This window comes from Actinoallomurus sp. NPDC050550 (assembly GCF_040655075.1).
Classification (GTDB): Bacteria; Actinomycetota; Actinomycetes; order Streptosporangiales; family Streptosporangiaceae; genus Actinoallomurus.
Map to the genome: position 1 here is coordinate 356222 of NZ_JBFAJC010000003.1, position 25225 is coordinate 381446.

The 25225-nt window shown below is 69.8% G+C and carries 23 protein-coding genes; 12 read left to right on the forward strand and 11 right to left on the reverse strand.

What is annotated here, in order from left to right:
• Positions 1–45: 45 nt before the first annotated feature.
• Genes AB0I04_RS06115 through AB0I04_RS06135 form a run of 5 tightly spaced genes read right to left on the reverse strand, consistent with a single transcriptional unit; the run spans position 46 to position 4702 of the window.
• Positions 46–1062 (reverse strand): branched-chain amino acid ABC transporter permease, encoded by a 1017-nt coding sequence (locus tag AB0I04_RS06115; RefSeq protein WP_360879773.1) that lies wholly within the window; start codon positions 1060–1062, stop codon positions 46–48.
• On the reverse strand, positions 1059–1922 hold the full coding sequence (locus AB0I04_RS06120) for a branched-chain amino acid ABC transporter permease (protein WP_360879776.1): 864 nt from the start codon (positions 1920–1922) through the stop codon (positions 1059–1061). The genes AB0I04_RS06115 and AB0I04_RS06120 overlap by 4 nt, the downstream gene beginning before the upstream one ends.
• Positions 1923–1976: 54 nt before the next feature.
• On the reverse strand, positions 1977–3218 hold the full coding sequence (locus tag AB0I04_RS06125; RefSeq protein WP_360879779.1) for an ABC transporter substrate-binding protein: 1242 nt from the start codon (positions 3216–3218) through the stop codon (positions 1977–1979).
• Between the two features lie 28 nt (positions 3219–3246).
• Complete coding sequence (locus AB0I04_RS06130) at positions 3247–3942, reverse strand: ABC transporter ATP-binding protein (RefSeq protein ID WP_360879782.1); 696 nt, start codon at positions 3940–3942, stop codon at positions 3247–3249.
• Entirely contained in the window at positions 3929–4702 is a 774-nt protein-coding gene (locus AB0I04_RS06135; protein WP_360879785.1) for an ABC transporter ATP-binding protein, read from the reverse strand. The genes AB0I04_RS06130 and AB0I04_RS06135 overlap by 14 nt, the downstream gene beginning before the upstream one ends.
• Positions 4703–4966: 264 nt before the next feature.
• Here AB0I04_RS06135 and AB0I04_RS06140 point away from each other — a divergent pair, with 264 nt between their 5' ends.
• The 5 genes from AB0I04_RS06140 to AB0I04_RS06160 all read left to right on the forward strand — a co-directional run bounded on the left by AB0I04_RS06140 (position 4967) and on the right by AB0I04_RS06160 (position 9776).
• Positions 4967–5704: a CoA transferase subunit A gene (locus tag AB0I04_RS06140; RefSeq protein ID WP_360879788.1), complete on the forward strand. Its 738-nt coding sequence runs from the start codon at positions 4967–4969 to the stop codon at positions 5702–5704.
• A 20-nt stretch (positions 5705–5724) separates the two neighbouring features.
• Positions 5725–6360: a 3-oxoacid CoA-transferase subunit B gene (locus tag AB0I04_RS06145; protein ID WP_360880007.1), complete on the forward strand. Its 636-nt coding sequence runs from the start codon at positions 5725–5727 to the stop codon at positions 6358–6360.
• Positions 6361–6486: 126 nt separating this feature from the next.
• Positions 6487–7845 (forward strand): tannase/feruloyl esterase family alpha/beta hydrolase, encoded by a 1359-nt coding sequence (locus tag AB0I04_RS06150; protein ID WP_360879791.1) that lies wholly within the window; start codon positions 6487–6489, stop codon positions 7843–7845.
• A 159-nt stretch (positions 7846–8004) separates the two neighbouring features.
• Entirely contained in the window at positions 8005–9255 is a 1251-nt protein-coding gene (locus AB0I04_RS06155) for a PHB depolymerase family esterase (RefSeq protein ID WP_360879794.1), read from the forward strand.
• 188 nt (positions 9256–9443) lie between these two features.
• Positions 9444–9776: a hypothetical protein gene (locus AB0I04_RS06160; protein WP_360879797.1), complete on the forward strand. Its 333-nt coding sequence runs from the start codon at positions 9444–9446 to the stop codon at positions 9774–9776.
• Here AB0I04_RS06160 and AB0I04_RS06165 read toward each other — a convergent pair.
• Both AB0I04_RS06165 and AB0I04_RS06170 read right to left on the reverse strand, forming a co-directional pair.
• Complete coding sequence (locus AB0I04_RS06165; RefSeq protein ID WP_360879800.1) at positions 9751–11106, reverse strand: HAMP domain-containing sensor histidine kinase; 1356 nt, start codon at positions 11104–11106, stop codon at positions 9751–9753. The genes AB0I04_RS06160 and AB0I04_RS06165 overlap by 26 nt on opposite strands.
• Positions 11099–11770, reverse strand: coding sequence for a response regulator transcription factor (locus AB0I04_RS06170; RefSeq protein WP_360879803.1), 672 nt, complete (start codon positions 11768–11770; stop codon positions 11099–11101). The genes AB0I04_RS06165 and AB0I04_RS06170 overlap by 8 nt, the downstream gene beginning before the upstream one ends.
• A gap of 172 nt (positions 11771–11942) precedes the next feature.
• Between AB0I04_RS06170 and AB0I04_RS06175 the strand changes: the two genes are divergently transcribed.
• The 4 genes from AB0I04_RS06175 (at position 11943) to AB0I04_RS06190 (ending at position 15876) form a co-directional block, all read left to right on the forward strand.
• Positions 11943–13220 carry a DUF2079 domain-containing protein gene (locus AB0I04_RS06175; RefSeq protein ID WP_360879806.1) on the forward strand — a complete coding sequence of 426 codons (1278 nt, stop codon included), beginning with the start codon at positions 11943–11945 and terminating at the stop codon, positions 13218–13220.
• Between the two features lie 97 nt (positions 13221–13317).
• Positions 13318–13944: a hypothetical protein gene (locus AB0I04_RS06180; protein ID WP_360879809.1), complete on the forward strand. Its 627-nt coding sequence runs from the start codon at positions 13318–13320 to the stop codon at positions 13942–13944.
• Positions 13945–13974: 30 nt separating this feature from the next.
• Positions 13975–14910 (forward strand): LysR substrate-binding domain-containing protein, encoded by a 936-nt coding sequence (locus AB0I04_RS06185; protein ID WP_360879812.1) that lies wholly within the window; start codon positions 13975–13977, stop codon positions 14908–14910.
• A gap of 162 nt (positions 14911–15072) precedes the next feature.
• Positions 15073–15876, forward strand: coding sequence for a neprosin family prolyl endopeptidase (locus tag AB0I04_RS06190; protein ID WP_360879815.1), 804 nt, complete (start codon positions 15073–15075; stop codon positions 15874–15876).
• Between the two features lie 80 nt (positions 15877–15956).
• On the opposite strand, the gene AB0I04_RS06195 is transcribed toward AB0I04_RS06190, so the two are convergent.
• Genes AB0I04_RS06195 through AB0I04_RS06210 form a run of 4 tightly spaced genes read right to left on the reverse strand, consistent with a single transcriptional unit; the run spans position 15957 to position 20917 of the window.
• Positions 15957–17774, reverse strand: a complete 1818-nt coding sequence (locus AB0I04_RS06195; protein WP_360879818.1) for a glycoside hydrolase family 35 protein — start codon at positions 17772–17774, stop codon at positions 15957–15959.
• A complete protein-coding gene (locus AB0I04_RS06200; RefSeq protein ID WP_360879821.1) occupies positions 17771–18646 on the reverse strand; it encodes a carbohydrate ABC transporter permease in 876 nt (291 codons plus the stop codon). Before AB0I04_RS06200 ends, AB0I04_RS06195 begins: the two co-directional genes overlap by 4 nt.
• Positions 18643–19599, reverse strand: a complete 957-nt coding sequence (locus AB0I04_RS06205) for a sugar ABC transporter permease (protein ID WP_360879824.1) — start codon at positions 19597–19599, stop codon at positions 18643–18645. Before AB0I04_RS06205 ends, AB0I04_RS06200 begins: the two co-directional genes overlap by 4 nt.
• Before the next feature lie 19 nt (positions 19600–19618).
• Positions 19619–20917: a sugar ABC transporter substrate-binding protein gene (locus tag AB0I04_RS06210; protein ID WP_360879827.1), complete on the reverse strand. Its 1299-nt coding sequence runs from the start codon at positions 20915–20917 to the stop codon at positions 19619–19621.
• Positions 20918–21161: 244 nt separating this feature from the next.
• On the opposite strand from AB0I04_RS06210, the gene AB0I04_RS06215 reads away from it, so the two are divergent.
• The 3 genes from AB0I04_RS06215 (at position 21162) to AB0I04_RS06225 (ending at position 25225) form a co-directional block, all read left to right on the forward strand.
• Positions 21162–22199, forward strand: a complete 1038-nt coding sequence (locus tag AB0I04_RS06215) for a LacI family DNA-binding transcriptional regulator (protein ID WP_360879830.1) — start codon at positions 21162–21164, stop codon at positions 22197–22199.
• A gap of 259 nt (positions 22200–22458) precedes the next feature.
• Positions 22459–23154 carry a CAP domain-containing protein gene (locus AB0I04_RS06220; RefSeq protein ID WP_360879833.1) on the forward strand — a complete coding sequence of 232 codons (696 nt, stop codon included), beginning with the start codon at positions 22459–22461 and terminating at the stop codon, positions 23152–23154.
• 457 nt (positions 23155–23611) lie between these two features.
• Complete coding sequence (locus tag AB0I04_RS06225; RefSeq protein WP_360879836.1) at positions 23612–25225, forward strand: ricin-type beta-trefoil lectin domain protein; 1614 nt, start codon at positions 23612–23614, stop codon at positions 25223–25225.

Here is a 25225-nt window from a genome sequence, read left to right on the forward strand (position 1 = left end):
CGAGGGCCGGACGTCCGAGGCAGCGGCTACCGGGCGGGCCGGCGGCTACCGGGCGGGGCGGGCCGGCGCGTCCACCGGTTCGGCCGCCGTCCGCGGCTCCTCTGGCGGCGGTCCGGATGCGGGCCGGGCGGCGCGGGCCCGCAGGGCGTCGCGGACGGTGCCCCACACGCCGCGGCGGAAGACCAGCACGATCACCACGAAGATGGTGCCAGTGACCAGGCCGATCTCCTGGAATCCGGCCGTGGACAGGTAGTCGTCGAGCTCGATGATCAGCGCGGCGCCGAACGCGCCGCCCCACAAGGTGCCGATCCCGCCCAGGACGACCATCATCACGACCTGGCCGGAGGTGGTCCAGTACACCTCGTCCAGCGAGGCGAACCCGTGGCCGATCGCGAACAGGCCGCCGGCGAGCCCGGACAGCGCCGCCGACAGCACGAACGCGGCCAGCTTGTAGCGGGCCACCGGATAGCCGAGGGCCTGGGCGCGGGCGGGGTTGTCGCGGACGGCGACCAGGACCCGGCCGAACGGGGAGCGCACGATGCGCCAGGCGGCCAGCAGCCCGGCCAGCACGAACGGCAGTCCCGCGTAGTAGAAGAAGAACGGGTCGGACAGGTCGATCCCGAAGAACTCGCGGGGGATGCCCTGCAGGCCGTTCTCCCCGCCGGTCAGGCCGCGCCACTGATTGGCCACGAAGTACACCACCTGCGCGAACGCCAAGGTGACCATCGCGAAGTAGATGCCGCGCAGCCGGGCCGACAGGTATCCGATGGGCACCGCCAGCACGGCGGCGGCGACGGCCCCGCCCAGCACGGCAACCGGGAACGGCAGCCCGGCGTGCAGGGCGATCAGGCCCGTGACGTACGCCGAGCCGCCCCAGAAGGCGGCGTGGCCGAACGGCAGCAGCCCGGTGAAGCCGAGCAGCAGGTCGACCGCGGCGGCGAACAGCGCCCAGCAGGCGATGTCGAGCGCGACCGGCGGATAGATCATCCAGGGCAGGGCCAGGGCGATGAGCAGCCCGGCGACGAGCGGCACCGGGCGGGCCGCGAGACGGGAGATGATCACAGGGCGGCCTCCTCGCGGCCGAACAGCCCGGCCGGACGCCACAGCAGGACGGCAGCCATCACAATGAACACCAGCGTCTGGGACAGCGCCGGCACGTACAGGTTGCCGAGCGCGGACACCAGCCCGATCCCGAACCCGGCCGCCACCGACCCGAAGATCGATCCGAGGCCGCCGATGACCACGACCGCGAACACGGTGATGATCAGATCGGCGCCCATGAGCGGGTTGACGGCGCGCATCGGCGCCGCCAGCACCCCGGCCAGGCCCGCCAGCGCGATCCCGAACCCGAACACCGGCGCGACCCAGCGGCCCACGTCGATGCCCAGCGCCCGGGTCAGCTCCGGCCGCTCGGTCGCGGCCCGTACGATCACCCCGACCCGGGTGCGGGTCATCGCCAGCCAGGTCGCCGCGCACACCAGCACCGACAGGACCAGCACGAACACCTGGTACACCGGATAGTCGAACAGGCCCAGGTCCAGGGAGCCGGACAGCGCCGCCGGCCTGGGGTAGGGCTGGGACTGCACGCCGTACTCGCGTTTGACCGCGTCCTGCAGGATCAGCGCCAGCCCGAACGTGAACAAGAAGCCGTACAGGGGATCGAGACCGGTGAGCCGCCGCACGAACACCCGCTCGACCAGCACCCCGGCGGCGCCCAGGACGAGCGGCACGACGGCCAGCGCGACCCAGAAGTTCACGCCGAAGGAGTCGAGCAGGACGTACGCGCCGAAGGCACCGAGCATGTAGAACGCGCCGTGGGCGAAGTTGACCACGCCGAGCATGCCGAAGATGACCGACAGGCCGAGGGCGAGCAGCGCGTAGAACGCGCCGCCGACCAGGCCGTTGAAGGCCTGTTGCAACACAGTGACCTCCTGGGTCTGCCCGTGGCCGGCCGGGCCACAGGGCGGCGGGCCGGCTCAGCCGAGCCGGCAGGCGGGGGACGGGGGCTGGAACGCCTGGGCGGCCGGGACGGTGGACAGGACCTTCTCGTAGTCCCACGGCTCGGTGACGTCCTTGCCCGCCTTGACCTGGGCCAGGGACACGTCGTGGGTCAGCAGGTGGTCGGCGGCGCGGATGGTGCCGCCGCGGGTGAACGCGTCGTCGACCTTCGCGCCCTCCAGCTGCTTGACCACGGCGTCGGACTTGTCGGTGCCGGCGCGCTGGACCGCGTCCAGGTACTGCAGGGCCGCCGAGTAGTTCGCGGCGTTGGCGAAGGTGGGGCGCTTACCGGTCTTGGCCTGGAACTTGTCGGCCCACGCCCGGTTGGTGGCGTCGGCGTTCCAGTACCAGGGGTCGGTGAACTTCGTTCCGGCCAGCGCGTCCGGGCCAAGGGAGTGGATGTCGGTGAGGAACATCAGGCCCACGGCCAGGCCGATGCCCTTGTCGCGCAGCTTGTACTCGTTGTACTGCTTGACGAGGTTGACCAGGTCACCGCCGGCCTGCATGGCGCCCAGCACCTGCGGCTTCGGGTTCAGGGACGGCGCCTTGAGCAGGAACGAGGAGAAGTTGTCGTTGGGGAACGGCGCCGGGTCGCTCTTGACCACCGTGCCGCCCGCGCCGCGTACGGCGGTGGTGAAGCTCTTGTTCATGTCCTGCCCGAAGGCGTAGTCCGGGTAGACGATGTACCAGTTCTTCGCGCCGTCGTGGGTGACGGTGCCGCCGGTCCCGTTGGCCAGCATGTAGCTGTTGTAGCCGTAGTGGAAGGTGTACTTGTTGCACTGCGCGCCCTCCAGCTCGGTGGTGGCGGCCGACACGTCGAAGAACAGCTTCTTGCGGGCCTTGGCGACGTTCGCGACGGCGAGCGCGGCCGATGAGGTCGGCACGTCCAGGATGACGTCGGCCTGCCGCCGGTCGTAGAGCTCCTGGGCCTTGCTGTTGGCGATGTCGGGTTTGTTCTGGTGGTCGGCGGAGACGACGTCGATCTTCTTGGCGACCGCCTTCGCGCCGTACCGGGCCTGGTAGTCGGCGATGGCCAGGCGCACCGCCGTGACACTGCCCTGGCCGGACAGCTGGGAGTAGATGCCGGACTGGTCGTTGAGGACGGCCAGCACGACCTTGCCGCCGCTGATCTTCCCTCCGCCCCCGCCGGGTCCGCCCGCGCATCCGGCGAGCAACGCTCCCGCGACCGTCACCGCAGCCGCGGCGCTCAGAGTTCTCATGTGTCTCCTCATCGGTGATGGGGCCTTTTCAGATCCCGAGGTGTTCCAGCAGCTCGTGTTCGCGCGCGCGGATCTCGTCGTTGCCCAGCGACCGGACGATCCGGCCCTCGGCCAGCAGGTAGTGCCGGTCGGCGACCGTGGCGGCGAAGTGGAGGTTCTGCTCGACGAGCAGGACGGTGACGCCCTGGTCCTTGACGTCGCGCAGGATCGTGCCGATCTGCTGGACGATCAGCGGCGACAGCCCCTCGGTCGGCTCGTCGCACAGCAGCAGCCGCGCGCCCATCCGCAGCACCCGGGCCAGCGCGAGCATCTGCTGCTCACCGCCGGACAGCTTCGTGCCGGGGGAGCGGCGGCGCTCCCGCAGGCGTGGAAACGTCTCGTACACCTGCTCCAGCGACCACGGCCGCGGCCCGACGGGCGGCGGGAGCGTCAGGTTCTCTTCGACGGTGAGCGTGGCGTAGACGCCCCGGTCGTCGGGCACGTAGCCCAGGCCGCGGCGGACCCGCCGGTGCGCGGGCAGGCGCGCCAGGTCCGCGCCGAGGAAGCCGACGGCGCCGGTGGCGCGGGCGGTGTGCAGGCCCATGACGCAGCGCAGCAGCGTCGTCTTGCCCGCGCCGTTGCGGCCGACCAGCGTGACGATCTCGCCCGCGGCGACGTTCAGCGACACGTCGCGCAGCACGCGCGCCTCGCCGTACCAGGCCGACAGGTCCTCAATGCGCAGCATGGGCGTCTCCCAGGTAGGCGCTGATCACGCGGGGATCGTGGCGGACCTGGGCGTAGGCACCCTCGACCAGCACCCGCCCGGCCTGCAGGACCGTGACGCGGTCGGCGAGGGTGGCCACGACGCTCATGTTGTGCTCGACCATGACGACGGTCCGGCCCGCGCGGACCTCCTCGATCAGCGCGACGGTCCGGTCGATGTCCTCGGTGCCCATCCCGGCGGTCGGCTCGTCCAGCAGCAGTACCCGCGGATCCAGGGCGAGGGCCAGCGCCAACTCCAGGGCGCGCTTGCGGCCGTAGGCGAGCGCGCCCGCCGGCTCGTCGGCGTGCGCGGCGAGCCCGACCTGCTCCAGCAGCTCCAGCGCGCGGTCGGAGAACCGGCCCAGGGCCCGGTCGGACCGCCAGAACCGCCAGCCCAGGCTCGTGCCGGCCTGCAACGCCAGCTCCAAGTGCTCGCGCGGGGTCAGCTGCGCGAACAGGCTGGTGATCTGGAACGAGCGCGCCACACCGAGCCGGGCCACCTGCTCGGGGCTCTTGCCGGTCAGGTCCCGGCCGCCGAGCCGGATGCTGCCGGCACTGGGCCGGTGGAAGCCGGTCAGCAGGTGGAACAGTGTCGTCTTGCCGGCGCCGTTCGGGCCGACGAGCGCGTGCACCGCGCCCTCGGCGACGTCCAGGTCGACCCCGTCCACCGCGCGAAAACCCCGGAAGTCCTTCACCAGGCTTCGTGCCGTGAGAATCGGGGGCCCGGGGACGGGAGCGCCCATTCGCCCTCCTTGGCGTGTGTCGTGCCGGTCACCGGCTGGTTTCGGTCGGTTCGCCGGTGCAGATGACGCGGAACACTAGGCAGCCGTTCGGGCCGGATCCATGTGGCCTGGCACCACATTCGCCGGCGTTCCCGTGGCGGTCTGCCACACCGGGCGGCCTGGGCGGCCGCGGGGCACATATCGCGACGTGCGGATATGTGCGCCGGCGACGTACCCGCCCGCCTCCTGGCCGCCTACGGTCGGGCTCCGACACGGAGGTGAAGCATGGACAAGCAGGTGAGCACCCCGGATGCGGCGGTGGCCGGCATCCCGGACGGGGCCTCACTCGCCGTCGGGGGGTTCGGGCTGTGCGGGGTCCCCATGGAGCTGATCGGGGCGCTGCTGCGCCAGGGCGCCACGGATCTGCGCGTGGTCTCCAACAACTGCGGCGTCGACGACCAGGGCCTGGGCGTGCTGCTGGCCGCGGGCCGCATCGCGCGGATGACCGCGTCGTACGTGGGGGAGAACAAGGAGTTCGCGCGCCGTTACCTGGCCGGTGAGCTGGAGGTCGAGCTGGTGCCGCAGGGCACGCTCGCCGAACGGCTGCGCGCCGGCGGCTGCGGGATCCCCGCCTTCTACACCCCGGCAGGGGTGGGCACCCAGGTCGCCGACGGCGGCCTGGCCTGGCGGCACACCCCCGAGGGGACGGTCGCGGTCGCCTCGCCCGCCCGGGAGATCCGAGAGTTCGGCGGGTGCGACCACGTCCTCGAAGAGGCGATCACCACCGACGTCGGACTCGTCCACGCCGCCTGCGGCGACCGGTACGGCAACCTCGCCTTCCACGCCACCGCCCGTAACTTCAACCCTCTGGCCGCCATGGCCGCGCGGGTCACGATCGCCCAGGTCGAACGGTTCGAGGACCGGCTGCCGCCCGACGAGGTGCACTTGCCAGGGATCTTCGTCGACCGCGTCGTGCACGTCGGCGACACGGCCAAGCCGATCGAGCGCCGGAGGGTGTCGTGAGGGGCCTGACCCGGCCGCAGATGGCGGCGCGCGCAGCGCGGGAACTGGCCGACGGGTCCTACGTCAACCTCGGCATCGGGCTGCCGACGCTGATCCCCGAGTACCTGCCCGCCGGGGTCGAGGTGGTGCTGCACAGCGAGAACGGCGTCCTCGGCGTCGGCCCGTACCCGGCCGAGGATCAGGTCGACCCCGACCTGATCAACGCGGGCAAGGAGACGGTCACCGCGTTGCCTGGCGCGTCGTTCTTCGACTCGGCCCTGTCATTCGGGCTGATCCGTGGTGGGCGCCTGGACGCTGCCGTCCTGGGCGCGATGCAGGTGTCGGCCCGCGGCGACCTGGCGAACTGGACGATCCCCGGCAAGCTGATCAAGGGGATGGGCGGGGCGATGGACCTGGTCCACGGGGCGCGCCGCGTCATCGTCTTGATGGAACACCTCGCCCGCGACGGGACACCGAAGATCGTCCAGGGGTGCACGCTGCCGCTGACCGGGCGGAGCGTGGTCGACCGGATCATCACCGACCTGGCCGTCATCGACGTCACACCGGACGGGCTGGTGCTGCGTGAGACCGCGCCCGGCGTGACGACCGGGCAGGTCCGCGACGCGACCGCCGCGCCGATGCTCCTCGACGGGCCACCCGCCGCGATGCGCGTCTAGACGCGGCATGGGGGCGGGCGACACATCGCGGCCGGCGATTGTGGCCGCCCGCCCCGTCGACCGGCCCAGCACGCGCCGCCACCATGACGGCACGGTGCTTCCCGACTCCGACGAACCGAGGCACGCATGCCACGTCAGCTCCTCGCCGTGACCGTCGCGACGATCGCTGTGACGGCGGTCATGGCCGTTCCCCACGCTGCGCCCGCCCACGCCGCCGCGTGTCCCGCGATCACCGTCCCCGGCGCGGAGCGGCAGGTCACCGCCTGCCTGGACGACCTGACCACTGCCGGGACGGTGGCCTCCGGCCACACCGTGCCCGCAGACTGGGCCGGCCTGCAGCCCGCCGGCGCCCGCAACCCCCGCAGCGTGCCAGGCCGGCAGATCGACGGCTACTTCCCCGACACCTCCACCACCAACACGAACAACGGCTGGAACCACGACGCCCAGTTCGTCATCCGCCTGCCCGAGCACTGGACCGGCGGACTCGTCGTCGCCGGATCCCCGGGCAACCGCCGCCAGTACGCGAACGACTTCACCATCTCCGACTGGGTGCTGGCGCGCGGCTACGCGTACGCGGCGACCGACAAGGGCAACACCGGTCCCCAGTTCTACCGCGACGGCACCCGGCCCGGCGACGCCGTCGCCGAGTGGAACCGGCGACTCACCCAGCTGACCGTCGCCGCCAAGGCCGTCGTGGCGCGCAGGTACGGTCGCCCGCCGGTCCGGACCTTCGCCGCGGGGGTGTCCAACGGCGGTTACCTGGTGCGCTGGCAGCTGGAGAACCACCCCGGCCTGTTCGACGGCGGCCTGGACTGGGAGGGCACGCTGTGGCGGGCGAGCGGTCCCAACCCGCTGACCTTCCTGCCGACCGCGCTGCGCGAGTACCCCCGCTACGCCGCGACCGGTGACCCGCGGGCGCACGCCGCGCTGCTGAGCGCCGGGTTCGCGGCCGGCTCCGAGCCGCTGTGGGACTACCACGAGAAGGTCTACTGGGACCTCACCCAGCGGATCTACCGCCAGGAGTTCGACCCCGGCTTCAGCGCGCCCGTCGAGGCGGGCACACCGTACTGCGCCTCCGGCACCCCCGGCTGCGACGCCGACTACGACTACGCGAGCAGGCCCCGCTCGGTGCACCAGGCCGTACGGCGCGTCGCCCTCACCGGGCGGATCGGCCGGCCCCTCATCACCCTGCACGGCACCCTCGACACGCTGCTGCCCATCGCCCGCGACTCCGACGTGTACGACCGGCTCATCCGCGCCCGGGGGCGCGGCGAGTTGCACCGGTACTACCGGATCGTGGGCGGCAACCATGTCGACGGGCTGTACGACGCGCACCCGGACCTGCTGCGGCCCATCCTGCCGTGCTTCCACACCGCGTTCGCGGCCCTGGAGGACTGGACCGGTCACGGGACGACCCCGCCGCCGAGCGCCACCGTCCCCCGCGCGGCCACCGGCGACCCGGCCAACACCTGCGCGCTCACCTGAGCCCGGCCTGTACGGGCGCCGCCGCCTTCTCCGCACTCCCCGCCGTCGAGCACCACCGTTCCCCACGCGGCCACCGGCGACCCGGCAGGGCGCCGCCGCGTTCTCCGCACTCCCCGCCGCCCGGCCCGGCGGCGGGCCCCGCCGCCCCAGGAGGTTCCCATGCGATTCCACCGGGTCACATCACTGCTCGCCGCGGCCGGCCTGGTCGCGGCCTCGGCCATGGCCGCGACGGCGGCCGTCCCCACCCCGACGCCGGGCACCCTGACCCGGCACACCATCACCGCCTCGTACGTGTCGGGCGTCTCCTCCGGCGGCTACATGGCCACCCAGCTGCACGTGGCCTACTCCGGCACCATCAAGGGCGCCGCGATCTTCGCCGCCGGGCCCTACGGCTGCGCCCAGGGAAACCTGACCACCGCGCTCACCGCCTGCTCGGGCAACAGCACCGCCGACGACCTGCCACGCCTCGAGCAGAGCGCCGCCGACCGGTCCGCGAGCGGACGCATCGACCCGATCGGCGGTCTGTCCGGCCAGAAGGTCTGGGTCTTCCACGGCGGCAACGACACCACCGTGCAACGATCGGTCACCGACGACCTCGCCGCCTTCTACACCCACTTCGGCGCCGCCGTGACCTACGACCACACCTCCCCGGCCGCGCACGCCTGGGTCAGCCCGCTGGGCCCGAACCCCTGCACCTCCAGCTACACCCCATACCTCAACGACTGCGGCGACGACCCGGAAGGGGAGATGCTGGCCACCCTCCTCGGGTCCGTCGCGGCTCCCGCCTCCGCTCCGGTCGGCACGCTGGTCTCCTTCTCCCAGAAGGCCTACGTGCCGGACGGCACGGACCCAGCCTCGATCAGCATGGGCTCGACCGGGTTCGCCTACGTGCCCCCCGGCTGCGACGGCGGGACGGGCTGCGTCCTCATGGTCGCCCTGCACGGCTGCCTGCAGAGCTACGACAACGCCGCGGTCGGCGACCGGTTCCTGGCCGACGCCGGCCTGAACGAGTACGCCGACACCAACCACATGATCGTGCTGTATCCGCAGGCCACCGCGGTCAGTTCCGGCAACCCGCAGGGCTGCTGGAACTGGTGGGGCTATCTCGGCGACACCGCCTACGACGCCCAGGGCGGCGCCCAGCTCGAAACGATCATGAACATGGTGCGGGCCCTCGGCGGCGGCCCCACCGGCGGCACTCCCGCGCCCACCCCCACCCCGTCGCCGGCACCGCTCTGTGTAACGGCCGACAACTACACCCACACCACGGCCGGGCGCGCCCACCAGTCCGGCGGCTACGCCTACGCCAACGGCTCCGGCGACCCACTGGGCCTGTGGAACACCTTCACCGTTCGCACGCTCCGCCAGACCGGACCCGGCTATTGGGCCCGCACCGATGGAAGCTGCTGACCGGTCGCCAGAAGTGTTGCGGGGCGGGCCGACATGAGCCGCGACGTGTTGGATCAGCGTGCCGCTCGGCCCGCACCCGAGTGAGTGCTCGACTGGAGCGTGGACCCTGACGGCGGAGGGCCGGCCGCCGGCGATCCGGTCGCCCAGGACCGCACCTTCGTGGCCGCTGTGGAGGCGGTGTCAGCGGTTTGTCGGAGCTGTTCGCCGATCCGGACGCGCTGTGGTGTGCCATCGGTGAGGCGCTGCCTCGCTGGCGACCCAGATCCATCGACCACATCGCCCCGGTCGCCTTGCTCACCGCCCCCGTCCTGGCCGACACGCTCACGCCCGAACGCGGCCGCGCCCTGCTGTGCCGGCCGCGAGGTGACCATCGCCTGCCCCCCCAGACGCCGGCCGCGGACCATGACGAGCGGTCGCGGCTGCCGCAACGGGCACCGGCCGTTACCTGCCTTGCTGATCTCCAGTCATTCCAGATCGAACCCCATGCCGCCGCGATCACGCCTGGTCGCCGGGAAGTGTGACGACGAAGGTGGAGCGGCCCGTAACGCGGACGGTTCCGCCCAGGCCGGTGACGAGATCGCGGACGATGGTAAGGCCGAGTCCGACGCCGCCGTCCGTGCGGGTGCGGGCGTCGTCGAGGCGGACGAAGCGCTCGAAGATCCGCTCGTGATCCTCGGGCGGGATGCCCGGTCCGTCGTCGGTGACGGTCAGCGTAACGTTGCCGTCGGTTACGGCGACGGTCGCCGTCACCTTCGTACGGGCGTGCCGGGCGGCGTTGTCGAGCAGGTTGCGTACGATCCGGGCGAGTCGGGTCTCGCTCTCGCGTACGAGGGCGGGGCAGGTCGTGCGTGCGGTGAACGCGGGGCCGTCACGGGTGTGGGCGCGTTCGGCCACCTGCTCCTCGACGATGCCGGCGAGGTCCGAGGCCGTCGATGCGGCTTGGGCGGGTGAGGCGAGCAAGAGGAGATCCTCGGCCAGGCGCTGCAGGCGGTCGACGTCGGCCAGCGCCGTGGCGACCGTGATGGGCCAATCCGTTCGGTCCGGGTAGGCCAGCGCGATCTCCAGCGAGTTACGGAGGCCCGTCAGCGGTGTCCGCAGCTCGTGGGAGGCGTCGGCGACGAAGCGTTGCTGCCGGTGGTGGGCGTGTTCGAGCCGGTCGAGGGTCTCGTTGGTGGTCAGGGCAAGGCGGGCGATCTCGTCGTCGGTGGCCGGTACGGGGACCCGCTGATCGAGCGCGTGGGCGCTGATGGCGGCCATCTTCGCCCGGATGGCCTCCACCGGCTGCAGGGCCCGGCCGGTGACGAGCCAGGCGATCAGGCCGACGAACGGGACGGCGAGCGGCAGGCCCAAGCCGAGCAGGCGATCGATCGTGGCGACGGCCGTCTTGGCGTCGGCCGGCGAAACGAGCACGTACACCGTCAGGCGCTGCGCCGGTCGGCCGCCGCTGCCAGTCAGCTTCTCGATCCGGTTCGCGGGGAGCACGTCGGTGGTGCCGACGACGAACCGGCCCTTTCCAGGGACCGTATGGATGCCCCACCCGACCCTCGGCGGGAACCCGGGGAGAGGCCTATCCAGATCATCGCCGAAGTCCGTACCGGCCACCATGGCGCGTCGCCCATCGGTGAGGACGACGGCGTAGGAGAAGTCGGTGCCGCGCGGCATGGCCGCCCCCGATTCGAAGCTGTAGGTCAGCGAGAAGGCGTCGCGCGTCGCCTTTTCCCGCGCTGCGGTCAGCCACTGGTCGCGGACGATGTCGCGGAGCCACCAGCCGCCGGCGCCGAAAACGACGGCGGCCGCGAGCGCCGCGCTCAGCGCGGCTCGTACCCGCACCGATCTGAGCCGCCTAACCATGGGCGGTCACCAGCCGATAGCCGGCGCCGCGCACGGTCTGGATCGTCGCCGGCCCGGACGGAAGCTTGCGGCGCAGGGTACGGACGTAGACCTCGACGATGTTCACGTCGCCGTCGAACGCCTGGTCCCAGACCTCGTCGAGAATGTCGATCTTCGCGACCACTTCGTCCGGCCGGCGCGCCAGGCACTCCAGCACCGCGAGCTCCTTCGCGGTGAGCCGTATCTCCGCCGCGCCGTAATGGCATCGGCGGGCGGCGAGGTCGAGCCGCAGGTCGCCGGCGGTCAGGACCGACGGGCGGGTCGCGCCGCCGCGGCGCAGCAGCGCGCGCAGCCGGGCGAGGAGGACGACGTAGGAGAACGGCTTGCAGATGTAGTCATCGGCGCCGGTGTCGAGGGCCTCCGCCTCGTCGTACTCGCCGTTCTTCGCGGTCAGCATGAGGATCGGCACCGTGCTGCCGCTCCGGCGCAGCCGCGCGCAGACGGCGAAGCCGTTGAGACCGGGCAGCATGATGTCCAGGACGACCGCCGTGTAGGGGTAGGTCAGCGCAAGGCTCAGCCCCTCCCGGCCGTCCTGGGCGACGTCGACCGCATAGCCTTCGGCCCGCAGGCCATGGGTCAGCGTGGTCGCCAGCCGTTCGTCGTCTTCCACCAGCAACAACCGCATCGGGCCATTATGGCGGCATGGCACCGTGCATTCCTGAAATCGGCTTCAGGTTGCTTCAGCGGGCATTCAGCGCTGGTCGGCCAGTCTGCCCGCCATGCCATCTTCTCCGCGGCTCCTCACCTGCCTGCTATTCGCCGCCTACTCCGCGCTTTCAGTGAACCGTCATCGTCAAATGCGGAGCACCGGATATGATCTCGGAATCTTCGAGCAGGCGGTCCGCTCATACGCCCATCTGCGCCCGCCGATCGTCGACCTGAAAGGGCCCGGCTTTGATCTGCTGGGCGATCATTTCCATCCGATTCTCATCCTCGCCGCGCCGTTCTATCGAATATTCCCGAGCCCGGTCACGTTGCTGGTCCTCCAGGCGGCGCTGCTCGCGCTGTCGGCGGTGCCGGTGACACGCCTTGCGATCGACTTCTGCGGCCACCGCGCCGGCGCCTGCCTCGGCGTGGCGTACGGCCTGTCATGGGGAATTCAGCAGGCCGTCGTGTTCGACTTTCACGAGATCGCCTTCGCGGTGCCGCTGCTCGCACGCAGCGTGGAACTGCTGGCCCGGCGCCGCCCGCACGCCGCCACCGGCTGGGCGCTGCCGCTCCTGCTGGTAAAGGAGGACCAGGCGTTCATCGTCGCGGCGATCGGCGCGTACATCTTCTGGCAGGGGCACCGCCGCCTCGGCGCGCTCGTCACCGCGGCCGCGGTCGCGGTCGGCGCGCTCGCCGTCCTCATCATCATCCCGGCGTTCAACCCACACCATTCCTATCCGTACGGCAAGACCGCAGGATCCTTTTCCTCTCTGCCGGTACCGGTGACCAAGGAAGAGACAATACTGGCATTGCTCGCACCTACTCTGTTCCTCGCGCTGCGCTCTCCGCTGGTGCTGCTCGCGGCTCCATCTTTGCTCGCCCGATTCTGGACGTCCAATCCGATCTTCTGGGGTACGCGGTTCCATTACAACGCCGTGCTGATGCCCGTGATTTTCATCGCCTTCGCCGACGGCCTGGCCCGGATGGGTGCGAGCGACCGCGTCGCCGTACTGCGGAGTGCCCGTGTCGCACCGATCCTGGCCCTCATCATCGCGATGTGCGTTCCGCAACCCCTTCGGAGTGTGCTCAACCCCACCTCCTGGCGGGTACCGGAACAGGTCAGGACCGCTGAAGCACTATTGAGGATCATCCCCGACGGAGCCGACGTGGCGGCCGCCAACCGCATCGCACCGCAGCTCACCGGCCGCTGCCGGGTGTTCCGCTTTCTCAGCGAACCCACCCCGCAGTTCCGCCCCGAATGGATCGTCACCACCGACGCGCCGTACGAGCGGTCAATGATCGCGGAACTGCCCTCACTGGGCTACAGCGTCGTGGCCCGGACCACCGGGATCACCATCTACCGCTGGACCATTCGGTATTCCAGCGACGATCGTGACACTGAGGTGATCTCAGCGAGTTTCTGGTAGGCGGCCGTGCTCGAAACGAGCGAGGACGAGTTCACGGGGAGACGTCGAGCGTGGCACGATGACGGATCACGCCTCATGAGTTTTCCAGGGAGTAAAGGTGGGCAGAGCAAGCGAACTTGTCAGCCGACGGCTGGTCCTCAAGGATTCCGTGTCGCCGGACGACATCGAGAAACTCGTTGTGTCGCTGAACTGGGAATTGGAAGGCTACGTAAAGAGGGATGTGGACAGGCAGGTAGATTTCTCTGCGACCTGGCGTGTCGATGAAGTGACGAGAGTCTACTTCGTTGAGGACGATTACGTAGATGAGAGATATTTCTTTGTGTCTGGAGTGGAATGGAGTGAAATCGAGAGAGTTCTCGATGAAATTCAGTCCTCCATCGCTGTCTGGACTCTTGACGAATTGATCCTCGAATGCGATGGGAACATCTATCCTGCCGGCAAGGGGAAGGCTGTAGTACGGCTTGGAGTTGGGGCCCCGCTGGAGGCGGTGGACTCCGTAAAAGATCGGATTGTCGGCGCTTCGAAGCATCGCGAGCCCAGGGTGCGTCGAAGGGCGTTGCGGGCGATTTCCTATACCCCATGGCCAGAATACCGTGAACGCCTCGCAGAGTTGGCCGACGGTGATCTCGACGAAGGGGTCGCTCGCGAGGCGCGGGTGGTTCTGCAAGCTCTCGTTGACGGTGCCGGGTCGATACCTCGCCCGGTGAATCCCAATCGGCTATAGTCCGCGCATTATGGGCCGAAAGGGGCCGTTGTGCAGCTCGAGCTACGTCACCTGCGCGCACTGTGCGCGATCGCGGACGCGGGAAGCCTGAGCCGCGCGGCGGCCCGGCTGGGTGTCTCCCAGCCGTCGCTCACCGGCCAGTTGCGCCGGATCGAGACCGTGCTGGGCGGTGAGGTGTTCCGACGCGGCCGACTCGGCGTCACCCCGACGGCCTTCGGCCTGTTCGTGCTGAACCGGGCGCGATCTGTGCTGTTCACCGTGGACGAGCTGCTCATCGGGGCCGAAGAGCAGCTGGGCACCTCCGGCATCCGGATCGGTGGATACGCCACTCCGGTACTGACGGGTCTGCTGAACCGCCTGTTCGCGATGCCCGGTGCCCGCGTCACCGTGCACACCGAATACTCGCCGCGCCTGCTGCTGGACCTGCTGGCCTCCCGCCGGCTCGACGCGGCCACGCTGGTCGACTACCCCGGACACGAGCTGCCGGCCATGCCGGCGGTCGGAACCCACGTCGTGGCCACGGAGAGCATCTGCGTCGCGTTGCCGGCCGCCCACCGGCTCGCCCGCCACGTCGAGATCCCGCTGGCGGAGTTGTCCGGGGAGGACTGGCTCGTCTCCCCGCCCGACGGCGGCGGCTGGCCCGAGGTGTTCTACGCCGCCTGCCAGGAGGCCGGCTTCGCCCCGCAGATCCTGTACGTGACCAGCGAGCACGACATCATCCGCGCGTTCGTCCGCGAAGGCCGCGCGATCGCTCCCTGTCAGAGCACCACGCGAGCCTCGGGCGTCGCCGTGCGTCCGCTCGTCGGCCCCGCGCTGCGCATGCGGCACCTGTTCGCCTGGCGGATCGGTGGCCCGCTGGCCGACCGAGCCGCCGAACTCGCCGCCCTCGCGGCCGAAGCACATCGTGAGGCGATCGCCGACTGTCCGCACATCAGTCCTGGCCCGCGCCCCACAACTCCGACGTGATGGGACCGCGGGATCAAACCGTACGCGCTTCACCTGGGGCGTCCTTGTCCATCATCCGGGTGTTATGGCGGTTTGGGATGAGACGTTGGGCTGCTTCGCGATCACAGTGGCGTGCATGACGCCGCTATGGCGGCGGTGTCACCGATCTGCTGGAGACACACCATGCCCCGCTCCTCGCTCCGGGTCTTCGCCATCGCCACTGCCGCACTCGTCTCGGTCGCTCCGGCCGGCGGCCGGTCGGCCCGTTCCATGCCGCCGGCCGTACCGCCCGGCATCGCGGCGGATCAGCCCAAGTGCTGGTTCGGCGCGTGTTTCCAGTACGTCGCCGGAACGCAGTACGCCACCAACACCGGAGCCTCTGTCACGACCGACGTCGAGCGACCGGAGGTCGATACCGCCGACGTCAACGCGCATTCGCTGCAGGAACTGGCCGTGATGACCAGCGACCGCGCCTTCATCGTCGAGATCGGCTGGACCATCGATCAAGGGCTCAACGGGGACACCGCTCCGCACCTGTTCGTCTACCACTGGGTCGATAACGGGGAGACCTGCTACAACGGCTGCGGCTTCGTCTCGACCTCATCGACCCGGCCGGGAATCCGGCTGGCGCCGAACACTTCGGCGCGGCTGGCGATCCGCTATTTCAGCGGCAATTGGTGGCTGTCCTACAACGGCAGCTGGATCGGCTACTTCCCGGGGTCATTGTGGAACAACGCCTACACGCAGGCCAATGAGGTCCAAGCATTCGGCGAAGTCTCCAGTACCACCACCCCCACCTGCACCGACATGGGCAACGGCCGTCCCGGATCAGACCCCGCGTCCTCCTCATTCAGCGGCTTCCAGCTCTTCGGCTCCACCGCCTCGCCGAACTGGAGCGTCACGCAGACCAGCCCCAGCCAATACACCTCCGGCAACACCACCGGAACGTCTTTCCACCTGGGCGGCCAGGGCTCGGGCACCTGTTAAGCGCCTGGGTCTGTCCGGCTACAGCCGGACAGACCCAGGTACGCCGGAACAGGAACCCGCCAGGGAGCAAAGCGTCCCAGCTAGGGAAAGATCTCTACGTACTCCTCGGCCGGCCCGAGTTCTGGCTTGTCCCGCAGCTCGATTCGGTCGCCGAAGCGTTCGAGTTCGAGGACGGTGATGGTGTTGGTGCCCGGCCACAGGAGCGGCGCGGGGAGATAGAGCGTCACCTGGGGGCCGATCTCCCAGTAGCGGCCGAGCAGGAAGCCGTTGACCCAGACGAAGCCCTTGCCGAAGCCCGGCAGTGCGAGGAACGTGTCGGCGACCTCGTCCACGGTGAGTCGCGCGGTCGCGAAGCCGGGAGCGCCGGCCGGGGCGGTGGCGGACGCGGCGCGGCGCACATCGTCTCGTGACCACTCATCGAGCGGCAGTCCGTACATGGCCCAGCCGTGGACCAGGCGGCGTCCGATCTGCACCCCGCCGAGGACGCCCTTGCCCTGGCCGAGCAGTGCACCGTAATTGATGCGTCCCTGGTTCTCGACCAGCAGCTCAAGTCGTACGCGGTCGCCCGTGCCGTCGACGTGGAGTGAGTCGGCCTCCCGGTCGAGTACTCCGGCCGGTGTGCCGTCCACGAAGACCTGCGCCCGGTCGTGGAGTCCGCGGACCGTCAACTCCTGCGTGCCGCGCGGCAGCCGTGGGTGTGCTCGGTAGAGCACCAAGCCGGAAGCCTGCCCCAGCTCTTCGAAGCTGAGCGGGTGCGGCGATTCGATGGCTTCGGAGATCTCGGTGAGCGAGGCCAGCAGGCCGGCGCCACGGGTGATCGGGACAGAACGGGGTGCCAGCAGCGGCGGTTCGGCGGGCAGCGGCCGGTGCGGCGAACCCGTGACCGCTTGCAACCGGTCGCGGAGGACGAAGAACTTCGGGGTGAGCGCACCGTGTTCGGCGATGGGGGCATCGGAGTCGTAGCTGGTCACGGTGGGCTGGATGACGTGGCCGTCATGGTTGGCGCCGGCCCAGAGACCGAAGTTGGTGCCGCCGTGTGCCATGTACACGCTGACCGAGCCGTCGGCGTCGAGGATCTCGGTGAGCACCGTGGCGGCGCTGCGCGGCGAGCGTACGTGGTGCTTCTCGCCCCAGTGGTCGAACCAGCCGTTCCAGAACTCCGCGCAGATGAAGGGTTCTCCCTCGCGGCGTGAGCGCAGCAGGCGGGCCGCCTCGGCCGCGTGGGAGCCGAACGTCACCGTCGCGAGTTCACCGCTCACGGTCCCGGCGTCCAGCATCAGGTCGGTCGGCCCGTCCGCCGTGTACAGCAGTTCGGTGATGTCGCGTTCGACGAGCGCGTCGCGCACCCATCGCGGGTAGGCGGAGTCGTCGCCGTAGCTGCCGTACTCGTTCTCGATCTGGACCGCGACGATCGGGCCTCCCCGGCTCGCCTGCATCCCGGCGAGCCGGGGGAGCAGTTCGTCGAACCAGCGGCCGACCTCATCGAGAAAGGGCTGGTAGGTCGAGCGGAGTCGCATGCCCGGTGCGCCGGTCAGCCAGGCGGGCAGGCCGCCGTTGTCCCACTCGGCGCAGATGTACGGTCCGGGGCGGACGATCGCGTCCAGTCCGGCGGCGGCGGCGAGCCCCAGGAACCGCTCGACATCCCGCCGGCCGTCGAAGCGGATCCGCCCGCGGTGGCGCTCGTGGAAGTTCCACGGGACGTAGGTGTCGACCGCGTTGAGTCCCATGGCCGCGATGCGCTCCAGCCGGTCCGCCCATTGGGCGGGGTGGACCCTGAAGTAGTGGAGCGATCCGGCCAGCACACGGTGCGGATCTCCGTCGCGTCGGAGCCGGCCGTCGGGATAGGACAGGATCGCTCCTCGCCGGCCGGCGGGTTTCGTCGTGGGGGAGAGGGTCACTTGACGGCTCCGGCGGTCAGACCGGCGCGCCAGAACCGCTGCAGCGCGAGGAAGGCGATGAGCAGCGGGATGACCGAGACGAACGACCCGATGACGACCAGCGGCGGCGGCACCGCCACATGACTGGCGTTCCAGCCGACCAGCCCGACCGTGACGGGTTGGAGGTGCTCGTCGCTGAGCACCATGGCGGGCAGCAGATAGTTGTTCCAGATCTCCACGAACTGGAAGAGGAGGATCGTCACCAGGGCGGGGAGCATCATGCGCATGCCGAGACTCCGGAAGATGCGGAACTCACCCGCTCCGTCGAGCCGGCCCGCCTCGATCACTTCGTCCGGAACGGCCTGCGTGGCGAAGATCCGGGAGAGGTAGACGCCGAAGGGGCTGACCACGCTGGGCAGCAGCACGGCGAGCGGATCGTCGATCAGGTGGATGCCGGAGAACATCAGGTAGAGCGGCAGGGTGAAAAGGATCTTTGGTACCAGCACGGCGGCGAGTACCAGCCCGAAGAGGTGATCGCGCCCCTTGAACTCGTACTTGGCCAGCGCGTATCCGGCCATGGCGGACAGCAGCGTGCCCACCAGGGCGCCGATACCGCAGTACAGGACGCTGTTGAGCGTCCACCGCCAGAAGATGCCGTTGTCCTGGGCGGTGAGCCTGCCGATGTTGCCGAAGAGCCCGAAGCCGCCGAACCAGAGCCCGTCGCCGCTGAACTGCCGCCCGAACGGCTTGGTCGCGGCGACCAGCAACCACCACAGGGGGAAGAGGAAGTAGATCGCGGAGACGGCCAGCGGCACCGATACGAGCGCGCGGCTCAGGGGCGTGGTGTCGCGCCGCGGCCGCATCGGGTACGGCCTGCCGGTGACCGCGCTCATGCCCGCTCACCCCGATCGGTCAGCTTGAAGAACACGAACGACACCACGCCGACGAGCACCGCGAGGATGACCGACTGCGCGGCCGCGTACGGGTAGTCACCAGCGTTGACGGCCGACTGCGCGGACATGATCGGGGTGAACGTCGACGAGACGGAGCCGCCGGAGATGGGTTGCAGCACGGTCGGCTCGTTGAACAGCTGCGCCGATCCGATGATGGAGAAGACCGAGGTCAGGATGAGGGCGCCGCGTACGGCGGGAATCTTGATGTGCCAGGCGGTCTGGAACGCCGAGGCGCCGTCGATCCTGGCCGCCTCCAGGATCTCGGCGGGGATCGCCTGCAGAGCGGTATAGATGATGATCATGTTGTAGCCGGTCCAGCTCCAGGTGACGATGTTGGCGACCGACCACAGGACGGTGCCCTCGTGGAAGAACGGCATCCGGATTCCGAGCGGTGAGAGCACGTGGTCGATCGGGCTGGACTGGGGCGAGTACATGAACGACCAGACCAGCGCGGCGCTCACGCCGGGGATCGCGTACGGCAGGAAGCTCGCCAGCCGGAAGAGTCCCTTGCCGCGGGCGGACTTGGAATCGATCAGCAGCGCGAGCCCGAGCGCGAACAGGAGCATCACCGGCACCTGAACGACGCCGAACAGCGCCACCCGACCCAGTGACGCGGTGAAATCCTGATCGCCGAACGCCCGCGTGTAGTTGCCGATCGGATCGAAGACCTTCGTCGGCGCCGTCAGTCCAAGGGCGGACCGGTGCACGACGGACAGGCTGCTGACGGCCGCGTAACCGATCGGCGCCAGGTACATCGCCGTGAAGAGCACCACGAACGGCCCGAGGAACAGCGGCAACGTGCGTCGGCTCACGGCGGTGCCGCGAACGCCGGCGGCCGAATGCTCGGTCGCGGTGGCGACGTTCACGAGGGCCGGGTCGGATGATCGCGGCACGTCGTACACGGCTCCGTGCTCACGGCGAGACACTCAGACCCTGCTTCTTCAGCTCGGCCACCGTCTTGTTCTGAGTGGTCTGAAGAGCGCCCCCGATGGTGCCCTTCCCCGCCCAGGCCTGGCCGAGTGCGTCGTCGAGATCGGCGGCGGTCTTGGTCATGATCGGACCCCAGGTCCAGTCCGTGCTGACCTTCGGCGCCGCCTTGGCGAAGACGTCGTAGATCTTCTGTCCGCCGAAGTACGGGTCACCGGCGGTGAGCTGCGGAAGGTCGAGCAGCGACTTCGCCGCCGGGAAGAGGCCGGCCTTGTCCACCAGCCCGCCGAACGCCTTCCGGTCCGTGCTCATCCAGTGCGCGAACTCCCACGCCGCCTTCGGCGACTTACACCCCTTGAGCACGGCGGTCGCCGAGCCGCCCGCGTTCCCGACCTGGTCGGCGCCCGCGCTCCACTGCGGCATCGGGGCGACGGCCCACTGACCGGAGCCGTTCTTCACGCCGCCCTTGATGACGCCGGCCTGCCAGACGGCGCCGACGACCGTGACGATGTCGCCGTTGCCGAGCCCGGTGAACCACGACTGGTCGTACATCGGAGCACTGCTGATCAGGCCACCGCGCACCAGCCCCTGCCAGTAGTCCGCGACCTTCCGGTTGGCGTCGGAGGCCAGGGTGACCTTCCAGGAGTCGCCGTCGACACCGAACCAACCGGCACCGGCCTGCCAGGCCAGGCCCGCGTAGTCGTAATCCAGGTACGGCGAGGAGATGAACCGGTGTGGATCGGACGCGTGGATCCTCTCGGCGTCGGCTCTGTACTCGTCCCAGGTGGCCGGTGGCTTGAGGCCCAGCTTGTCGAACGCCTTCTTGTTGTAGAAGAGGGCCATCGGACCCGTGTCGACAGGAGCTCCGTAGACGTTGTTCCCAAGGGAGACGGACTTCCAGGTCGCCGGCTGGAACTCAGCCCTGCTCGGGTTCGCGTACCGTGCGACGTCCTGCAGGGCGCCCTGGGCGGCGAAGCTCGGCAGCGTCTCGTAGCCGACCTGGGCGAGGCAGGGCGCGTTGCCGGCCTGCACGGCGCCCAGGATCTTCTGGTATCCGCCTTTCGCCCCGGGCTGCACCGCCTGGTACCGCACCTGGACGTCGGTGTGGCTGCCGTTGAACGCCTTGACCGCGTCCGCGTATCCCGGCGCCCAGCCCCAGAATGTTATCGATGCCATGCGGCCTTCGTCGCTGGTGTCCGGCCCGTTTCCGGAGCACCCTGTGAGCATGAGCCCGAGCGCGAGGGCGCCCGCCGTTCCTGCGGCGCGGACGATCGGCTTCCTCATCAGCCCTCCTTCTGGCGGTCGGCCGGGTCGAGGCCCGGCTCTTCCCATGGACCGCTGCGAACCGGCAGGTGCTCGGCGGGCCGGTCGGCGTGACGCCGGCGTTGCCGGGTGCCCGAACTATGACACATGATGTTATCGATGCCAATACTCGGTTAACGTGATTCGTTCATGCCCATGCGAACGCCGGGATCGTGGTGATGTGAGCGGTATCATTCGAGCGACGCAGGCAGGGGAAGGGGCGCGGATGAAGGAGCGGACGCGCGAGGCCACCGGACGGCCACCGGCGATGGCCGACGTGGCCCGGGTCGCGGGGACGTCCGTTCAGACCGTGTCACGAGCCCTTTCCGGTCACCCGAGTGTCCGGGAGAAGACGCGCGCGAAGGTCCTGGCCGCCGTCGACCAGCTGGGCTACCGCAAGAACAACGCCGCGCGGATGCTCCGGTCCGGCCGCAGCCGGACGATCGGCCTTGTCACGTTGCAGACCGACTTCTACTCGCGCATCGCTGTCACGTCCGGCATCGAAAACGCCGCACACGAGGCCGGGTACGCGGTCACCGCCGCCACGACCAAGTCTCTCGACACCTCCGCCATCGAGGGCGCCCTGGCGCGGCTTGCCGATCACGGTGTCGAGGGCGTCATCCTGGCCGTCCCGCTCATCCATGTGAGCCAGCGGATCGAGGAGCTCACCCGCTCGATCCCCACCATCACGATCGACGGATCCCGCACCGACGCGACCGAGGTCGTGGCCGTCGACCAGACCATGGCCGCACGCCTGGCGACCCGGCACCTGCTCGACCTCGGGCACGAAACGGTCTGGCACATCGCGGGCCCCAGCGAATGGCTGGACGCCTCCAGCCGGTCCACGGGCTGGCGCCTCACGCTGGAAGAGGAGGGCCGGACACCGCCGCCGGAGTTGAAGGGCGACTGGTCGCCCGCGTCCGGCTACGCGAACGGCCTGGTCCTGGGCCGGATTCCGGACGTCACGGCGGTCTTCGTCGCCAGCGACGAGATGGCCTTCGGCCTGATCCGCGCCTTGCACGAGCTCGGCAAGCGGGTGCCCGAGGACATCTCCGTCGTCGGCGTCGACGACATCGCGCTGGCCGAGTACTGCTCGCCGTCGCTGACCACCGTCGCCCAGCCGTTCGCCGAGACGGGAGCGCTGGCCGTCGCGCATCTGCTGCGCCAGATCGCGGATGCCGATGCCGCGCCCGCACCCGCGTCCGTCGAACCGAGACTGATCGTGCGCGCCAGCACCGCACCCGCCAAGGCGAGCGGCGGCTGATCCGGCCTGCTGGAAAGGCCGGCGCACCACATCCACCCGTCGTTCGACGCGACTGCCACAGCGGAGCGGCTTCTTCAGTAGCGGGTCGGGATTTTTCGTAATTCACGGGCGATCGCCGGGTCTTCCATGTGTCGACCAGACACAGCAGACCCATGAAGGGCGAACCCAAGTGAACGACAAGTCCGAGACGGCGGCTTTCTGGGATAAGCCAGATCCGGCGCGTTCGACGACCGCGCGTCGTCGGCGGCGCCGCTTTCCCATGCACCGATGGGCGACCATCGGGGTCGCGGGTACGGTCGGGCTCGGCGCCGTCGTCGGCGTCGCGTACGCGGCGACCGGTGGCTCGGGGAGTTCAGGGAAGCCGGCCGATCACCGGCCGGCAGCCGCGGGCGCGACGACCTCGCCGGAGTCGGTTCCCATCCCCGACAATCCGCAGCCGACGAAGCGCAAGCCGCACCGAAAGACCCACAAGCCGACTCCGCGCCCGTCGCACAAGAAGACCCACAGGCCTGCACCGGCCAAGACCCAGCACGCGCCCCCGCCGGTGGCCGGCGGGCCGACCGGTAAGGCGGCCCAGTACGCCGCCCAGGTCCTCAGCATCACCAACTCCGAGCGCGCACAGCACGGGTGCGGCGCGTTGACGATCAACACGAAGCTGGCGAGAGCGGCGCAGGGGCATTCCGCCGACATGGTCGCCCGGCACTTCTTCGACCACACCAACCCGGACGGCAAGGGGCCGGGCGAGCGGCTCGCCGCCGTCGGCTACCCCTCGGCGGCCTGGGGCGAGAACATCGCCGCCGGGCAGCAGACTCCGGCCGATGTCATGGGTTCCTGGATGAACAGCCCCGGACACCGGGCCAACATCCTCAACTGCGGCTACCACGCGATCGGCATCGGCGTCGCCTTCAGCTCGGGCACACCGTACTGGACCCAGGACTTCGGCTCGGATCGCTAGGCCGCCAGGGCCGTTCCGCTCGGATGCGGCAGGGGTGTCTGCGTTCGGCGGCAGGCACCCCGCGCCGCCGGTTGCCGACTGTCTTGTTATCGATAACCGGCCGAAAATAAGGCGAAAGTTTGGGTCTAGTGTTATCGATGCCATTTTATTACAGTCGCTTTCACACCGCCTGAGGAAGCCGCCAGGCGCCGGCGACCGACCTCACCGTCCTCGATCCCCCGCCCCCGCTCCCCGCCGAGGAAGCCACCTTCGCGTGGCTGCCGCACCCTGACGCCGCATCCCCGAACCGTGCCAACGGGCCGTTGCCCCATGGGCGATCGCACCCGGTTCTGCGCGCCATTCCGAGGCCAACGGCGGCCTCGCCGATGCCGGCCTCGTGATCACTGTCGGCCGACCGGAGAAACGTCGGCCATCACATCCCGTCTCCCGCCCCTGTCCATAACGAAGGGAGTCTTCGATGCGGAGATCTCTCGCTCTGGCTGCCGCAGTCGTCACCGCTGCGGCAGGAGCAGTCATCGGGATCGGCCGACCGGCCGGTGCCGGCATTCCCGACGATCCGCTGACCGGCGTGTTGCCCACCCCACCGCTGACGGTCGGATACCTCGACTTCTGCGATCAGACGCAGGCCGACACGGTGAGCCAGGTCGACCGGGCCGTCGCGCTCGGGCTCAAAGACGCCGGCTGGAAGTACATCGGCATCGATGACTGCTGGACCACCAAGACGCGCGATGCGGGCGGCGACCTCGTCACCGACCCCGTCAAGTACCCGCGCGGCATGAAGTGGCTCGCCGACTACGTGCACGGCAAGGGGATGAAGCTGGCGTCCTACCTCGACGGCGGCACCTCCACCTGCCAGGGATACCCCGGCAGCCGCGGGCACTGGCAGCAGGACATGAATCTGCTCGCCTCCTACGGCATCGACTACGTCAAGATCGACTATTGCGCCGGTTACTCCGATCCCGCTCAGGTGCGCGGTGACTATCAGGGCGCCTACACCGCGATGCTGAACTCGGGGCGGAGGATGGCGATCAGCATCTCCGCCCCGGCGTACGCGGGAGCCGGCAGCTCCGCCTTCAACGCCGAGATGAGCTGGGTCGGCGGCCTGGGCAACACCTGGCGCGTCGGCGGGGACGTCGCCGCCGACTTCTCCTCCTGGCTGTACGAGTACAACGTCACCCGCAACCTCGCCGGCTACGCCGGCCCGGGCCGGTTCAACGACCCCGACCGGCTCATCATCACCGAGGGAAAGAGCGCCAAGACCACCCCGGTCGAGTGGCGCTCGCAGATGAGCGTCTGGGCGGCCACCGCCGCACCCATGTACGTCGGCGGCGACCTGCGCGACAGCCTCCCGCAGACCGACGGTGAGATCGACACGCTCAAGAACACCGACGTCCTCGCGGTGGACCAGGACCCGCTGGCCGGCCAAGGCCGCGTCGTCTCCACCCAGGGCGACGTCGACGTGATCAGCAAGCCGCTGGCGAACGGCGACCGGGCGCTCGTCTTCTTCAACAAGGGAACCGCGACGGCGTCGGCGAGCGTCTCGTCGACCACCGCCGGCTTCCCCGCCGGGGGCACCTACACGGTGAAGGACCTGTGGTCGAAGAACACCTCGACCAGCGGCGGCACCTTTTCTTCCGGCGCGATACCGGGACATGGTGCGGTGATGTGGCGCGTCACGCCGCAGCAGAACGTCCGTGCCGGTGGCACCGAGCTCACCGGGCTCGAGAGCGGGCGATGCCTCGACGACCCCGGCTCCGCCACCGCCAACGGCACCCGGCTCGTCATCTACGACTGCGACGGCGGACTGAACCAGACCTGGACCGTCACTCCCGCAGGTCCCGTCACGCTACGCCTGGCCGGCGTGACCAAGTGCCTCGACACCGACGGCAGTCATGCCGTCATGAACGACTGCAACGGCTCCGCCGGCCAGAACTGGACCTGGAACCGCAACAGCACGCTCGCCGCGAACGGCAACTGCCTCGACGTCGGTGACCACAAGACGACGAACCTGTCCGCGGCGTTGGTCTGGTCCTGCAACGCCGGGCTGAACCAGCGCTGGTCCCGCGAATAA